Origin of the sequence: Streptomyces sp. 2114.4, from assembly GCF_900187385.1 — a bacterium.
GTDB classification, from domain to species: Bacteria; Actinomycetota; Actinomycetes; order Streptomycetales; family Streptomycetaceae; genus Streptomyces; species Streptomyces mooreae.
On sequence record NZ_FYEY01000001.1, the window covers coordinates 2782029 to 2796606 of the forward strand.

Annotated in this window: 13 protein-coding genes; 9 read left to right on the forward strand and 4 right to left on the reverse strand. The window is 75.9% G+C overall.

Going from position 1 to position 14578, the window contains the following annotated elements:
* Window positions 1-46 precede the first annotated feature (46 nt).
* On the forward strand, window positions 47-613 hold the full coding sequence (locus CFW40_RS12020; RefSeq protein ID WP_088797780.1) for a hypothetical protein: 567 nt from the start codon (window positions 47-49) through the stop codon (window positions 611-613).
* A 45-nt stretch (window positions 614-658) separates the two neighbouring features.
* Here CFW40_RS12020 and CFW40_RS12025 read toward each other — a convergent pair whose 3' ends face one another.
* Window positions 659-1519 carry a spermidine synthase gene (locus CFW40_RS12025; RefSeq protein ID WP_088797781.1) on the reverse strand — a complete coding sequence of 287 codons (861 nt, stop codon included), beginning with the start codon at window positions 1517-1519 and terminating at the stop codon, window positions 659-661.
* A gap of 188 nt (window positions 1520-1707) precedes the next feature.
* Window positions 1708-2025, reverse strand: coding sequence for a chaplin (locus tag CFW40_RS12030; RefSeq protein ID WP_088797782.1), 318 nt, complete (start codon window positions 2023-2025; stop codon window positions 1708-1710).
* Between the two features lie 266 nt (window positions 2026-2291).
* Here CFW40_RS12030 and CFW40_RS12035 point away from each other — a divergent pair, with 266 nt between their 5' ends.
* The 5 genes from CFW40_RS12035 (at window position 2292) to CFW40_RS12055 (ending at window position 8255) form a co-directional block, all read left to right on the forward strand.
* Window positions 2292-2588, forward strand: coding sequence for a hypothetical protein (locus tag CFW40_RS12035; RefSeq protein WP_143034574.1), 297 nt, complete (start codon window positions 2292-2294; stop codon window positions 2586-2588).
* A 62-nt stretch (window positions 2589-2650) separates the two neighbouring features.
* Entirely contained in the window at window positions 2651-3838 is a 1188-nt protein-coding gene (locus tag CFW40_RS12040) for a glycosyltransferase family 4 protein (protein ID WP_088797784.1), read from the forward strand.
* A complete protein-coding gene (locus CFW40_RS12045) occupies window positions 3835-5361 on the forward strand; it encodes a sugar transferase (RefSeq protein WP_088797785.1) in 1527 nt (508 codons plus the stop codon). Before CFW40_RS12040 ends, CFW40_RS12045 begins: the two co-directional genes overlap by 4 nt.
* A gap of 190 nt (window positions 5362-5551) precedes the next feature.
* Complete coding sequence (locus tag CFW40_RS12050) at window positions 5552-6892, forward strand: glycosyltransferase (RefSeq protein WP_088797786.1); 1341 nt, start codon at window positions 5552-5554, stop codon at window positions 6890-6892.
* Between the two features lie 103 nt (window positions 6893-6995).
* A complete protein-coding gene (locus CFW40_RS12055; protein ID WP_088797787.1) occupies window positions 6996-8255 on the forward strand; it encodes an NAD(P)-binding domain-containing protein in 1260 nt (419 codons plus the stop codon).
* Window positions 8256-8279: 24 nt separating this feature from the next.
* Here the strand turns inward: CFW40_RS12055 and CFW40_RS12060 are convergent, their stop codons facing one another.
* Window positions 8280-8726, reverse strand: a complete 447-nt coding sequence (locus tag CFW40_RS12060) for a hypothetical protein (RefSeq protein WP_176956518.1) — start codon at window positions 8724-8726, stop codon at window positions 8280-8282.
* Window positions 8727-8971: 245 nt separating this feature from the next.
* Here CFW40_RS12060 and CFW40_RS12065 point away from each other — a divergent pair, with 245 nt between their 5' ends.
* On the forward strand, window positions 8972-10423 hold the full coding sequence (locus CFW40_RS12065) for a transcriptional regulator (protein ID WP_088797788.1): 1452 nt from the start codon (window positions 8972-8974) through the stop codon (window positions 10421-10423).
* Window positions 10424-10709: 286 nt separating this feature from the next.
* Here CFW40_RS12065 and CFW40_RS12070 read toward each other — a convergent pair whose 3' ends face one another.
* Window positions 10710-11303, reverse strand: a complete 594-nt coding sequence (locus tag CFW40_RS12070) for a histidine phosphatase family protein (RefSeq protein ID WP_088797789.1) — start codon at window positions 11301-11303, stop codon at window positions 10710-10712.
* A 418-nt stretch (window positions 11304-11721) separates the two neighbouring features.
* Between CFW40_RS12070 and CFW40_RS12075 the strand changes: the two genes are divergently transcribed.
* Entirely contained in the window at window positions 11722-13002 is a 1281-nt protein-coding gene (locus tag CFW40_RS12075) for a hypothetical protein (RefSeq protein ID WP_371127299.1), read from the forward strand.
* Window positions 12993-14552: a hypothetical protein gene (locus tag CFW40_RS12080; RefSeq protein ID WP_088797791.1), complete on the forward strand. Its 1560-nt coding sequence runs from the start codon at window positions 12993-12995 to the stop codon at window positions 14550-14552. Before CFW40_RS12075 ends, CFW40_RS12080 begins: the two co-directional genes overlap by 10 nt.
* Window positions 14553-14578: the final 26 nt, after the last annotated feature.

Consider the following 14578-nt stretch of genomic DNA (forward strand, 5'->3'; position numbering starts at 1 on the left):
GGGACGGGGCTGCAACGGGGCGGTCGGGTGGGGCAGTATGAGCCGGATGCAGCGAGGACTGGTTCATGCGGCGGCCTGGACGCTGGCGACCGGCGCCGCGGTCACCCTGTCGTGGTTCGGCGTGCACACCGTGCTGTCCGCCACGGCGTACGACGCACCGCGCGCACTGCCGATCTCCGGCCAGGTGGCCTCGCAGGCGGGGAAGGGCGACGCCGCACCGCGCGCCTCCTCCACCCACCGCCCCAAGCCGTCCCGTTCACCCGCCCCCACGCCGGCGCCCACCGGCGGCACGCCGTCCCGCCCGTCCGCCCCGTCCCACGGTGCCACCCCCCGGTCCGGGTACCCGGACGCCACCTCACCGGGCGGCTCCGTACCGGACACCGACGGCCGGGTCAGGAGTTATTCCACAGCGGGCGGGCGGGTGGTCTTCGACATGGGCAGCCGGGCCGCCGAGTTGGTGTCGGCGACACCGAACCCGGGCTGGGAGATGCAGGTGTGGAAGCAGAACGGGTGGATCCGGGTCGACTTCTCCGGCGGCAGCGGCCATACGTCCGTGTTCTGCACCTGGAACGGCCATCCGCCGGCCGTGCAGACCGCCGGGCCCACGGCGTAGCGGCGCGCGGCGCTCCCGGAGGCGGGCCGGACGACGCGGCCGGCCTCAGTCGAAGGCAGCGGCCGGCGGGGCGGGCGAGGCGAGGGCCGTGGCGTCGGTGACCGGTGCCGCACCGCCGGTGAAGTCCAGCAGCGCCCGGCCGTGTTCGACGCGGCCGGCCTGCGGATCGGTGGCCGCCCGCCGGGTCAGCTCGGCGACCGGCAGCGGCCCGTCGGCGGCCAGCAGGACCGCGTTGCCGAAGCGTTTGCCGCGCAGTACGGCCGGGTCGGCGGTCAGGCACAGCTCGGGGAAGACCGTGTGGGCCGTGGCGATCTGACCCCGCAGGAACCGCAGGGGCGGCCCGTCCGCGAGGTTCGCCGCGTAGAACCCGCCGGGCCGCAGCGCCCGGTGGACCTCCGTCAGGAATTCGGTGCTGGTCAGGTGCGCGGGCGTGCGCGCACCGCCGAAGACATCGGCGATGATCAGGTCCGCCCAGCCGTCCGGGATCTTCGCCAGGCCGGCCCGGGCGTCACCGCCGCGCACCCGTATCCGCCAGCCGCTGTCCCACGGCAGCTGACGGCGCACGAGGTCGACGAGCGGGGCGTCGATCTCCACCACCTGCTGGGTGGACCGCGGGCGGGTGGCCGCGACATAGCGGGCCAGGGTCAGGGCGCCGCCACCGAGATGGACGGCGCGCAGCGGTTTGCCCGCGGGCCCGGCCAGGTCGGCGACGTGCCCGAGCCGCCGCTGATAGGAGAAGTCCAGATATGCCGGGTCGTCGAGGTCCACATGCGACTGCGGGGCACCGTCGATCAGCAGCGTCCAGCCGCGCGTCCGGTCCCGGTCGGGCCGTAGCTCGGCGAGCCCGCCGTCCACCGTTTCGGTGACGGACTCCGGTCCGCCGCGCCCGCGTCTGCTCTTCGCCATGCCCTCCAGTATGGGCCCTGCCCCGGAGGCCGTATCCGCTGGTCAGCGAGGTGCTGCCAGCGGGTACGGCGGGGCACCCGGCCGCACCGGGCAGAGTGGCGGACCACCCGCGACCGAGGCCGGGGCGATCCGCCGACTGCGGTGTGCGACCCATGCCGGCCCGACATCTCTGGCGGACCGGCGCCGGGTCATCGGTTGATGCAGACGTTCCCGAAAGCCGGGTTCAGCAACGAGGCGACGCTGATGCTGTTGCCGCAGATGTTGATCGGGATGTTGATCGGAACCTGGACATTGTTGCCACTGAGGATGCCCGGGGAGCCTGCGGCAAAGCCCGCCGCGTTGGCACCGGAGCGGTGGTTGTAGAGGGCCCGGTGGTCACTGCGGAAGTGGTTGTGACCACGACCGCCGTGGTGACCGTCCCCGCTGGCTGAGGCAATGCCTGCGCCACTGAGCACTACGGCGCAGCTGGCCGCACTCACCGCGGCGGCCTTGACAAAGCGGTTCATCCCATTCTCCTTTCAGTTCGTGAATGGGAGCAACCGGTCACAACGAACGAAAAGAGTCAGGGGTACGGGCGTTCCCCCGTCCGGGACGATATTAGCTCTTATGGCAGTCACTATTAGCCCGTCCGGCGGTAAGACACCCTCTCGGTGAAGTCCGGTATTCCGTTCATCGGAATCCCCGAGGGGGTCCGGCGTGCCTGCCGCGGATTCCAGCATGATTTCTGTCAGAGTGCTCTGCAGTTTGACTGATTGAAGTCGGAGAGGACGACATGCGGAAATCGATGGGCCGCACCACGCGCGGCGTCGTATGCGCACCGACCTCCGACGCGAGAAACCCGGCGGGCACCGTGAATCCGGCGGTCATCATGAATCCGGCGGTCATCGAATTCGGTCGGCCGGCGCGGCATCTGCCCGCCTGCCGCAGCACTCCCGAAGGTGATTCCGGCGCATTCGGCAGCACGCCGGTACAGCGGTCCGGCGGCTATCGGTGCACTTTCCGCTTCACCACCCGCCCTCGGGGACATCTGCTCGGCGCGCGCTTCCTGCGGACCGGTACCAGGCGCTGAGCGGCACACCCCGGCAATTCCCGCAGAGATTTCTGTCAGCTCGGTCATCAGGGGAGCAGTGCGTGCTGCCGCAAGACCTGCAGTGCCAAGAGCGGCCAACGGTTCTCCATGTCTCCCGTCCCGTCGACGGCGGGGTCGCCCGGGTCGTCACCGACCTGGTGCGTGCCCAGATGGCCGCCGGGCTGCGGGCCGTGGTCGCCGCACCGCCCGGTGGGGTGCTGCACCGGGAAGCCGCCGCGGCGGGCGCCGAGGTGGTGCCGTGGCAGGCGCGCCGCGCCCCGGGCCCGGCACTCGCCGGGGAGAGGGGGCGGCTGGCCCGGCTGATCCGGCGGCTCGGCCCGGACCTCGTCCATACGCACGGCGCCAAGGCCGGGCTCGCCGCCCGCCTGGCCGTGCGGGGCCGGATCCCGACGGTCCATCAGCCGCACACCTGGTCCTTCGAGTCGGCCGACGGGACGGCGTCGCGGCCGGCCCTCGGCTGTGAGCGGTACACCGCGCGCTGGGCGGACCGGGTGCTGTGTGTGAGCGAGGCGGAGCGGCTGCGGGGCGCCGAAGCGGGGGTGCCGGCCCGGTGGGCGGTGATCCGCAACGGGGTGGACCTGGACCGTTGTGCGCCCGCCTGCCGTGAGGACGCGGTGCGGCGTGCGCTGCGCCGGGACCTGCCCGCCCTCGGCGATCTGCCGCCGGACGCGCCGCTGGTGGTGTGTGTGGGGCGGCTGTGTCCGCGGAAGGGCCAGCTGTCGCTGTTGCGGGCCTGGCCCGCGGTCCGTGCGGTCGTCCCGGACGCCCGGCTGGTGCTGGTCGGCGACGGCCCGGACCGGGAGCTGCTGCATGCCGCCGCACCCCCCGGTGTCCGGTTCGCGGGCGCGGCACGGGACGCCGTCCCCTGGTACCGGGCGGCGGATCTGGTCGTCCTCCCCTCCCACCGGGAAAGCATGGCGCTGGCCCCTCTGGAGGCGATGGCCTGCGGCCGCCCCGTGGTGGTCACCGATGTCGGCGGGGCCCGCGAGAGCCTGCCGCCCGGGGCCGCGCCGCACTGTCTGGTGCCGGCCGCGGACCCGGCCGCCCTGGCAAGAGCCGTATGCGGGCTGCTGACCCGCCCTCAGCTGCGCGGCGCGCTGGGCCGGCGGGCCCTGGAGCACATGCGGGCGGAGTACGACGTGCGGGACACCGCGGCGGCCGTCCTCGGGCTGTACCGCGAACTGCTCGGCGCGGCGTGTCCGGAGAGCAGGGAGCGAGTCAGCCGATGACGACGGATCGCGCGGACGCCCCCCTTGCCGCCCGGGCCCTGCCCCCGTCGGCGGTGCCCCCGTCGGCGGTGCCCCCGTCGGCGGTGCCCCGGCCGGCGGCCGCCGTGGGCCGCCCGCCCCGCGGGCCGGTCCCGAAGACGCTGCCCCCGCCCCGGCCCGGCCGCGGCCTGCGGCGGCGGACCGTCGCCTCGGTGCTGGCCGCCGACTGCCTGGCCACCGCGGGCGCCGCGCTGCCCGCCCTGGGCACCGCCGCGGCGCCGGCGGCGCTCACCGCCCTGGTGCCGGCCGCGCTGCTGCTCCACTGCCGGGCCGGTCTCTACCGCCCCGGCCCCGCCCCGCGCGCGCTGAACGACCTGCCGAGGGTGCTGGGCCGGGCCGCCGTCCTCTGGTGCGCGGCGGCCGCGGTGCTCGCCGCCGTCCACCCCGGACGGGCGCTGCCACCGGTCGTGCTGTCGGGCGCGGTGGCGGCACACACCCTGCTGGTCTGCGGCGGCCGGGCCACGGTCTACCGGGCGCGCCGCAACGCCGCCCGCCGCCGGCCGCGCGCCGCCCTGATCGTGGGCAGCGACCCGGCAGCCCGGCAGCTGGCCGCCGTGCTGGACGCCCGCCCCGAGTACGGCATGCGCCCGGTGGGCCTGGTCCCGCCGGGCCCGCTGCTGCCCGGCGGCCCCGCCGCTCCCCCGGCCCGCGGAGGGCTGCCGCGGCTCACCTCCGTGCCGGACCTCGCCCGGGCCGTCATCCAGCACACCGTGCGGGACGTGGTGTTCACGCTGCCGCCGTACGGCGATCCGCACACCGCCGCGCTGCTGCGCCGCTTCGTCGACCAGGCCTCCGCGATCTGGCTGGCCGGTCCGGCGGCCGCCCGCGAGGGCCGCCCGCCGCATCCGGGCACCGACCAGCTGTGGGGCTTCGCCTGCCGCCGGCTGGACACCGCCCCGCCGCGGCACGGCGGCCGGCGCAAGCGGGCCCTGGACCTCGCGCTGGCCGCTCCGGCGCTGGTGGTCGCGGCCCCGCTACTGCTGGGCTGTGCGCTCGCGGTGCGGATCGCCGACGGGCCCGGCGTGCTGTGCCGGCAGGAACGGACCGGCCGGGGCGGGCGCGGCTTCACCCTGCTGACGTTCCGCACCGTGCGCGGGCCCGCGGCGCAGGACGAGACGAGCCGGCGGGACGTGGCGGACGACGGCCGGACGAGCCCGGTCGGCCGGCTGCTGCGGCGCACCGCGCTGGAGGGGTTGCCGCAGCTGTGGAACGTGCTGCGCGGCGATATGAGCCTGGTGGGCCCTTGCCCGGAGCACCCTCGCGTCGTCCAGCGCTGCGCCCAGGCCTGCCCGGAGTACGACGCCCGGCACCGGATGCGGCCGGGCCTGACGGGACTCGCGCAGGTGCACGGGCTGCGCGGCGGCGCCTGTGCCGAGGACCTGGCCCGCTTCGACAACCTCTACATCGACAGCTGGTCGCCGTGGCAGGACATCCACATCCTGCTGCGCACCGCGGCCTCGCCGTGGCGGCGGGAGCGCGGATGAGCGCGGGCGCGCCGGCCCGCGTCGCCGGTGGCCGGGCGATCGCGGCGGCACCACACACAGGCGCCGCACCGCGAGCAGACGCCGCACCGCGAGCAGGCACCGCACCGCAAGCACATTCCGCACCCGCCGCGCCCCCGTGCGCCGCCCCCTACGAGACCACCACCCCGGCCGCTACCCCAGGAGGCATCCGGTGAAGGTTCTGCACGTCATTACGGGCCTCGACGTGGGCGGCGCCGAGCAGCAGCTGCGGTTGCTGCTGCGCCGGCTGCCCGCGCACTGCGAGGTCGTCACCCTGACCCGTCCGGGCCCGGTCGCCGAGGGCATCGAGGCCGACGGCACCCCCGTCACCCACCTCGGAATGACCGGCAACCGGGACCTGACCGCGCTCCCCCGCCTCGCCGCGCTGATCCGCGAGGGCGGCTACGACCTGGTGCACACCCACCTCTACCGGGCCTGCGTCTACGGCCGGATCGCCGCCCGGATGGCCGGTGTACGGGCCGTGGTGGCCACCGAGCACTCACTGGGCGATGCGGTCATCGAGGGCCGCCGGCTGACCCGTGGCGTCCGCACGCTCTACCGGGCCACCGAACGGCTGGGGACGGCCACGGTCGCCGTCTCGGACACCGTGGCCGCCCGGCTGCGCCGCTGGGGCGTACCGGAGCAGCGCATCCATGTGGTGCCGGGCGGCATCGAGGCGCACCGTTTCGCCTTCGATCCGGCCGCCCGGGCCCTGGTCCGCACCCGGCTGGGCCTGCCGCTGGACGCGTTCGTGGTCGGCGGGGCCGGCCGGCTGGTGCCCGGCAAGCGGTTCGACGTACTGGTCCGGGCGGTGACCCAACTTCCGGGCGTACACCTGCTGTTGGCCGGCGCGGGGCCGGAGCGGGAGACGCTGCGCCGGATGGCGGAGCAGTTCGGCTCGGGCGACCGGATCCATCTGCTGGGCGAGCGCGACGGGGCGGTCGACGCCGCGTCCGACGGGCGGGGAGCCGCCGCGTGGGGAACCGGGGGCGGACGGGGAACCGGGGGCGCACGGGGAACCCACGCCCCGTCAGCCCACCCCCAGGGCCCCGGAGGCCCCGACATCCCCGGCCTGCTCTCGGCCATCGACGTCTTCGTCTCGCCCTCCCCGGACGAGGCGTTCGGGCTGGCCGTCCTGGAAGCGCTCGGGTCCGGGCTGCATGTGCTCTACGGCAGCTGCCCGGCGGTCGACGAACTCCCCGCCGACCAGGCCCCCGGCGCCCGGCGCTTCAGCCCCGGCGTCCACGAACTCGCCACCGCACTGCGGGAGCTGAGGCGCCACGGGCCGGGCCGGCTGCCGGTTCCGCCGGTGGTGCGGCGCTACGACATCACCCGCAGCGCCGAGGCACTGATGTCCGTGTACGAGCAGGCGGTGGCCGTCGCCCCGGCCCGGCGCCGGAACCGGGCGGCGGTGCCCCTGCCGCAGGGCCGCTCGGCTGCGCTGTCCGCGGCGGCCGTCTCCCTGCCGGATCCGGCCCGGTCGCCCGCCCCGTCCCCGCTCTCGAACAGATAGCCACGCCCGGCCCGGCCGCACCCCTCCGCCCGGCGGTGTGCCCGCTCCGCCCCCGCGGTCGCTTCCGTCCGCACCGCACCAAGAGAAAGAGCAGGGAGCTTCCATGTACGACCTCGTGGTGGTGGGCGCCGGCCCCTACGGACTCTCGATCGCCGCGCATGCGGCGGCGGCCGGGCTGCGGCTGCGGGTCCTGGGCCGGCCGATGGCCACGTGGCGCGACCACATGCCCGACGGCATGTTCCTCACCTCCGAGCCCTGGGCCTCCCCGCTCTCCGACCCGGACGGCAGCCACACCCCGGCCGCGTACGGCGCCGCCCACGACCTGCCCACCGAGCACGGCGTCCCGCTGCCGCTCGGCACCTTCACCGCGTACGGCAGATGGTTCGGCGAACGGGCGGTACCGCAGATCGAGGAGGTCACCGTCACCTCCGTACGCCCGGACGACGACGGCTTCCACGTCGACACGGACACCGGCGAACGGATCGCGGCCCGGACCGTTGCGCTCGCCGTCGGCGTGATGCCGTTCGTCCACCGCCCCTGGCCGCTGCTCGAACTCCCCCCGCACCTCGCCTCGCACAGCAGCGACCACCGCGACCTGCGCCGCTTCTGTGGTCAGGACGTCACCGTGATCGGCGCCGGCCAGTCCGCGCTGGAGACCGCGGCCCTGCTCGCCGAACAGGGCGCCCGGCCCCGCCTCGTGGCCCGCGCCGACCGGCTGCGCTGGAACGCCCCGCCGCAGCCGCTGGAGCGCGGGCGGCTGCGCGCGCTGCGCGACCCGCACTCCGCGCTGGGCACCGGCTGGCCGAACCGGCTGTGGTCACAGGCTCCCTGGGCGGTGCGCCGGCTGCCCACCGCGACCCGGCTACGGATCGCCGAGACGACGCCGGGCCCGGCCGGCGCCTGGTGGCTGCGGGAGCGCTTCGAGCAGACGGTGCCCACCTTGCTGAACCACCGGATCCGGGCGGCGACCGCTCACCACGACGGGGTGCGGCTCCACCTCACCCATGCGGAGGGCGGTACCGAGACCCTGGACACCCAGCACGTGGTGGCGGCCACCGGGTTCCGCCCCGACCTCGGGCGGCTGCGGCTGCTCGTCCCCCCTGTGCGCACCACGCTGCGGACGGTGGGCGGCAGCCGGGTGCCCGAACTGAGCTGCTGCTTCGAGTCGTCCTGGCCCGGCCTGTTCTTCGCGGGGCTGCTGACCGCTCCGTCGTTCGGCCCGTCGATGCGCTTCGTCCACGGCGCGGCGTTCACCGCGACGCGGCTGCTGCGCGGCGTACAGCGCCGGCTCGGCGACCGGCGCGGCGCAACCCGCATCCCCCGCCCGGCGCGGGACAGCGCGCCGGCCGCGCAAGGGACGTAAGGCGCGCCCGACCGGCGGCCGGTCTCACTGACAGCGGTCCACGGCCTCGATGGTGCGGGCCGCCTCGCCGAGTGCCGCCCGCAGCACGGCCGGGTCGGTGGCCTCGGCGCCCGCACCCTCCGGGGACACCAGCCAGCCGCTGCCGGTCACCGGCGGGTGCGCGGCGGCCCCTTCCCCGCACAGCGCCCCCAGCGCGATGCCCCTCCCGGAGGTCTGGGTACACGCGCTGCCCGGCACGTCCCAGCCCGCCGCGGTACCCGCGGGCACCAGAAAGCCGAGGGTGTCGCAGACCCCGTCGTGCAGGACCGGGCCGACACCGTCCCGCAGCCGGAGGATGTCCACGGCCTCCAGCCCCTGCCGGGCGGGCACCGTCACGAGGTCGCACGCCTGCGCCGGTACGGCCGGTGCCCCGTCTGCGACGGCCTGGCCCGCGGACCCGTTGCCGCCCCTGCTCACGCCGGTCTCCCACACGGAGAACCCCTCCTCCTGCACACACCAGACCCTTTACACCGACTTCAACGGTCAGGCGTGTCAACAGCTACGGCGGCGTAACGCTGCAAAGGATGGCAGTTCATGGCAGATCGCGCGCGAGATATCCGATTTGTGGCCAAACTCTGCGTATCGGAGCCATCACAGCCGGTACGGTCAACCCGCCGCACCGCCAGGAGGCGGCATCGTCACCTGATGGCACGGAGAGGGCACGGAGAGGGTCCGCCATGGCGTCGCCACCAGCAAGTTCAGCGTCGTCCCGCACCGTACCCGCCCGCCCGAACCTCGCTTTCCGACAGCTGCGCGGCCGGCTGTCACCGGGCGAGTTCGCGGCGGCGGTCCGACGGTCCGCCCGTGAGATCGGTGAACAGGTCTCGTGCGACGCCCGCTATGTGGGCCGCGTCGAGTCCGGGGAGATCCGGTGTCCGAACTACGCCTACGAGCGGGTGTTCCGGCACATGTTCCCCGGGCTCACGCTGCCCGACATGGGGTTCGCGCCGCGCGAGGCGGTACGCGGACGGGGGGCGCGTACCGCGGCGGCCGGCGCCGCGCCCCTGGCAACCGACCCCGACCACCGCGATACCTGTATCCAGATCCACGAGGAGAGCGACGTGCTGCGTCGCGCGTTCATCACCGGCGGCCCGGCGGCAGCCCTGGGCTTTGCCGCACTGCACCCCATCGAGGCCGCTGCCGCCGTCACATCCGCCCATGTACCGGGCCCGCGCGCCGCGGCGGGCGGCCGCGCCGGTGCCGCCGAGGCCACCGCCGTCGAGGAGGCGGTCCGGCAGATCCGGCTGCTGGACGACCGGCACGGCGCGGAGGGCATCTACCGCCGCGCCACCCAGCCGCTGCGCGCCGCCTACGAGTTGCTGGACGCGGGCGTCCAGCGCCGCTCGGTGTCCGACCGGCTGCACGCCGGGGCGGGGGAACTCGCCATCACGGTCGGCTGGTTGGCGCATGACTCGGGCCGCTTCGGCGACGCCCGCTCGCACTACGCGGAGGCGCTGGCCACCGCCCGGGTCTGCGGCGACGCGGCCCTGGAGGCCCACGCCTTCTGCAATACGGCCTTCCTCGCCCGCGATGCCGGGCGTCCGCGCGAGGCGGTGCGCGCCGCGCAGGCGGCCCAGCAGGCCGCCCGACAGCTGGCCTCGCCGCGGCTGCTGTCGCTGCTGGCCCTGCGCGAGGCGGGCGGCTGGGCGGTGCTGGCGGACCGCTCCGGCTGCGAGCAGGCGCTGGCCCGCGCGGAGCGGCACTTCGCGGGCGGGCCGCGGGACGGCGACCCGGAGTGGATGTCGTTCTACGGCGAGGCCGAACTGGAGGGGTTGGAGGCGCAGTGCTGGTCGGCCTTGGGTGAGGCGGGGCGTGCGGCGGAGCACGCGCGCCGGGCGGTGGCGCTGCAGGACCCCCACTTCACCCGCAATATCGCGCTGTTCACCGCGGAGCTCGCGGGCGATCTCGCGGACAGCGGGCAGCCCGAGGAGGCCGCCGTGGCCGGGTCCCGGGTGCTGACGCTGCTGGAGCAGGTCCGCTCGGCCCGTATCCGGTCGATGCTGGACGGCACGGCCCGGACGCTGCGGGCGCATCGCGACTGCGGCGCGGTCGCCGGCTTCCTGGAGCGGCACGCGGCATCGGCCGTCTCGGAGGAGGACGGGACACCGGGGGCGGCCTCCGATGGCTGAGGGCTGGGGCCGAGGGCTGAGGGCTGAGGCTGACCGTTGACGGCTGGCGGCTGACGGCTGAGGGCGCCAGGCCATGCAGCTCCCCCCACCCCCGAACCCACCCCCGCCCCCTCCCCCGAAGGGGGAGGAGGGGGGAGGGGGCGGGGGAAGCACCACACAGCACGGTCAAGGCACGGCCAACGCGCAAGCAAAGTCAACGCACGGCCGCCGCCCAAGAAAAGTCAACGCCCAGCCGCCGCCCCGCGCCCTCCCCCGCGCTCTCCCCTGGCGGCTTCCGCCGCGCCCCTCAGCCGAGGTGCCCCGTGTCGTTCCACCGCTCGATGGCCGGTTCGCCGTAGGCCCAGCCGAGCACCGAGAGGGAGGTCGGCTCCAGCCGGATCCGAGCGGCGAAGGAGATGTCCAGGCCCAGCCAGCGGGCGCCCAGGGAGCGCAGGATGTGGCCGTGCGCGAAGACCAGCACGTCACGGTCGGCCGACCGCGCCCAGTCGACGACCTCGTCCGCCCGCGCGGCGACCTCGGCGAGCGTCTCGCCCTCCGGCACACCGTCGCGCCAGATCAGCCAGTCCGGCCGCCCCGATTTGATCTCGGCCGGCGTCAGGCCCTCGTACGCGCCGTAGTGGAACTCCATCAGCGCGTCCCACTGCTGCGCCCGGTCGCCGAAACCGGCCAGCTCGCAGGTCTCCTTGGCACGCACCAGGGGGCTGGTACGGACCTCGACGCCCGGCAGGCCGTCCCAGGGGGCGCGGTGCAGCCGCTCGCCCAGCAGCTTGGCGCCGCGCCGGCCCTCGTCCAGCAGCGGGACGTCCGTACGGCCGGTGTGCCTGCCGGACAGCGACCACTCGGTCTGCCCGTGCCTGGCCAGGAAAATGCGCGGTGCCATGGTCGTACCTCTCGCCGGCTTCCCGGCTGGTCGTTCTCGGTGCGGGCGGCGTTGACCGCGGGCCTTCCATCATCGCGCACCGGGTCGATTTGTCCCCGGCCGGGGCGGCCGCCCTGCCGCTGACCGGCGGCGGGGCCCTTTTCCCTGCCGGGTGCGCGGTCCGGGCGCGGAGCGTGCCGCGGTCCGCCCGGGAGCTGCCCGAGGTCTGTCCGGGGGCCGCCCGAGGCCTGCCCGGAGCCCGTCCGAGGCCTGCCCGGGCCCTATGGGGCACTTGGCCGGGACGTGCCGGGACGTGCCCGGAGTCCGTCGGGACGACGCCGCCGTACACCGTACGGCCGCCACCGGGAGCGGCCTCCGCCGACGGCCGGTCCGTGGGTGGTCCCCCCGCATGTCAGTGCCGGATGCGAGACTTCCGCGGGTGAACGTTTTCCGCGACAGCCGCCCCGCGCCGGCCGCCTCCTCGGCCGGGTCGCCGACGGCGGCACCGAGTCCGCCGCCGGAGGCAGCTCCCCGCGTGGGCCGGGCCAGGCTCATCGAGCTGCGCGGCCCCGGCGTACACCCCCGTCCCCTCGACGCCCGCGCACTGGCCGCGCTGGCCGCCAACCCCGGCTGCCACCGCCGTGCGCTGCTGGACGGCGCGGGCATCGACAAGGGCGCGCTGGCCCGGGCGCTGGGCTCGCCCGCGGCGTACGGCCAGTCCCAGTTCGCGCTCGTCCGCGGCACTGCCTTCGAGGCCCGGGTGAAAGCCGACGGCGGCACGGAACTGCTGCGGCTGGTGCACGAGCGGCTGGCGCCCGGCACCCCGGCGCCCGTGCCCGAGGAGGTCGCCACCCCGGATCTGTCCGCGGCCGGGCCCGCGGGCCGGGCGGCGCGCACGGCGCTGGCGCTGCGCGACGCGACCGCGGCCGGCGGCTGGGCGCTGCTCGACCACCCGATGCTGGCCGTCGAGGTGGCCGGGTCGCCCGCCTATGTGGAGCCGGACGCGGTGGTGGTGCATCCGGACGGCAGCTGGACGGTCGTCGAGATCAAGTCCTTCCCGATGATCGACGGTTCGGCGGATGCCGCCAAGGTGGGCGCCGCGGCGCGGCAGGCGGCGGTGTACGTCCTCGCCCTGGAGCCGGTGGCCCGGCACGCCGGCGCCCGCACCGGCCGCACGGTCCACGTCCGCGACCGGGTGCTGCTGGTGTGCCCGAAGGACTTCTCCAACCTCCCCACGGCCGCCGCCGTCGACGTCCGCAAGCAACTGGCCACCACCCGGCGGCAGCTGGCCCGTCTGACCCGGGTCGAGGAGATCGCCGCCGCCCTGCCCGCACGGACCACCTTCGACCTGCGGCTCGCGGACGACGGGAAGACGGCGACCCGCCCGCCCGAGGAGCTGGCCGAGGCCGTCGAGGCGGTCGGCGCGGCCTACGCCCCCGAGTGCCTGGCCGCCTGCGAGCTGGCCTTCCACTGCCGTACGCGCGCCCGTCAGGACGGTGCGGTGGAGGCGCTGGGGCGCGGTGTACGGGGCGAGTTGGGCGGCCTGCGCACCATCGAGGAGGTGCTGACGGCGGCCGCCCCGGACGGGGCGGGCCCCACGGACCCGGGCGGTGAGGACCCGGCCGTGGTGGCGCTGCGCCGGGCCGCCGCGCTGCGCGCCGAGGCGCTGGCCGGCGCCGCCGTGCCGACGCCGCGGACAAAGGAGCCGGGATGTCACTGATCGAGACGCTGGCCCGGATGGAGGCGGTCGCCGCGGGCCGGGCGCAGCCGCGCTGCACGGCCCTGCACCGCCATCTGTCCGAACGCCCTTTGGTCTTCGTGCCGCTGACGACCGCGGGCGAGGCCGGCGCCCCGCTGGGCGCGCTGGTCGGCACGGACCGCGAGAAGCCGGTGCTGCTGGCCGTTCCGCAGCCGCGCGACCGCGATCTGCGGTTCGCCTTCCTCGCCGAGCTGGCGGAGACGGTGTTGCCGTATGTGGACGGCTACGCGGACGCCATCGGGTTCGAGGAGCGCAAGGAGACCGATCCGGAGACCGGCAAGAAGGTCCCGGTGCAGGTCGAACTGTGTGCGGACGCACCGCAGTTGATCGTGCCGAGCGCCGCGGGGATCGAGTTCGTCCGGCTGCTGGGACGTTCGATGCGGTTCCGGCGCACGGCCGAGCAGGAGCCGGAGACGCCGTACCCCGCGCCGCCGCACGTCCCGCTGCTGGGCCGCTGGCTGACCCATTTCGGCGAGCGGGCGCGGGTTCCGGGCGCGAGCCTGCTGCTGTCCATGACGGGCCTGCTGACCCGCCACTGGGCGACCGGCCAGAGCGTGCTGGAGGACCAGCACCTGGGTGCCCTGCTCTCCTGGATCGACCCGCCGCCGGGGATGTCGGGCCGGGAGGCGGCCGAGCGTGCGGAGTCGGCGCGCGACGCGGCGGGGCAGCTGCTGTGCCCGCCGGCCGGCCCGGCCACCGACCCGGCGTTCGACAACCGGCTGCTGGCCCCCGCGATGGCCCGTTACGACGCCGGGCTGCCGGGCGCCGAGGACGCGCTCCGCGCCCTGGTCGAGGGGCAGTTGCGGCCGGCCTGGGACGCCGTCTGGCACGGTCTCGACCTGTTGCGGGCGCTCCCCGAGGGCGCCCACGTCGCCGACCGCTGGAAGCGCGACCGCTGGTCGTACACGGCGCACCGCGACCGGGTGCGCGCCGGGGAGCCCCCGCAGCCCCGGCAGGACGACGCGGTCACCGCCGCGCAGAAACTGTCCGCCCGGGAGACGGCCCAGGCCCAACTGGACGCCCAGGAAGCCCTGGACGATCCGCTGGTGATGGCGGGACGGCGGCTGGCCGGTGAGGCGTTCCAGGGCACGGTCACCGCCGTCGAGATGGCCTTCTCCGAGGGCAAGCGGCCGATGCCGCGCCCGCTGGTGACGCTGTGGACGGCCGACCGCCCGCAGCTGTCCGAGGGCGGCAAGCTCTACCGCCCCCTCGCGGACGGCAGGACGCAGAGCGCCGAATACGTCGCGCCCGTGGCCGGGGAGCCGGGCGCCCTGGTGGTGCGGCTGACGGGCGGGATGGGGCGCGGGAAGACCCCCGAGCCCGGTTCGGTGCCGGAGCCGGACGACACGGTGTGCTGGACGCTGTTCGAACACGCACCGCGCGGCGGCCCGGAGCTCCCGGACCCCGAGGACACCCCGTGGACCCACGGCGGCCCCCCGCCCGGCCCCGCCGGCCCCGCGCAGGCTCCGTACGACACCCCCGACCCCGTGACCACGGAGGACTTCCTGTGAACCGCGCCCGGCACCCGGCCGCCCCG

What these genes read in the sequence shown, in the direction of transcription:
- CFW40_RS12070 (WP_088797789.1), bottom strand. Translation starts at nt 11,303, where the DNA reads ATGGCACCGCGCATTTTCCTGGCCAGGCACGGGCAGACCGAGTGGTCG.
- CFW40_RS12020 (WP_088797780.1), top strand. Translation starts at nt 47, where the DNA reads ATGCAGCGAGGACTGGTTCATGCGGCGGCCTGGACGCTGGCGACCGGC.
- CFW40_RS12025 (WP_088797781.1), bottom strand. Translation starts at nt 1,519, where the DNA reads ATGGCGAAGAGCAGACGCGGGCGCGGCGGACCGGAGTCCGTCACCGAA.
- CFW40_RS12030 (WP_088797782.1), bottom strand. Translation starts at nt 2,025, where the DNA reads ATGAACCGCTTTGTCAAGGCCGCCGCGGTGAGTGCGGCCAGCTGCGCC.
- CFW40_RS12045 (WP_088797785.1), top strand. Translation starts at nt 3,835, where the DNA reads ATGACGACGGATCGCGCGGACGCCCCCCTTGCCGCCCGGGCCCTGCCC.
- CFW40_RS12055 (WP_088797787.1), top strand. Translation starts at nt 6,996, where the DNA reads ATGTACGACCTCGTGGTGGTGGGCGCCGGCCCCTACGGACTCTCGATC.
- CFW40_RS12065 (WP_088797788.1), top strand. Translation starts at nt 8,972, where the DNA reads ATGGCGTCGCCACCAGCAAGTTCAGCGTCGTCCCGCACCGTACCCGCC.
- CFW40_RS12080 (WP_088797791.1), top strand. Translation starts at nt 12,993, where the DNA reads ATGTCACTGATCGAGACGCTGGCCCGGATGGAGGCGGTCGCCGCGGGC.
- CFW40_RS12035 (WP_143034574.1), top strand. Translation starts at nt 2,292, where the DNA reads ATGCGGAAATCGATGGGCCGCACCACGCGCGGCGTCGTATGCGCACCG.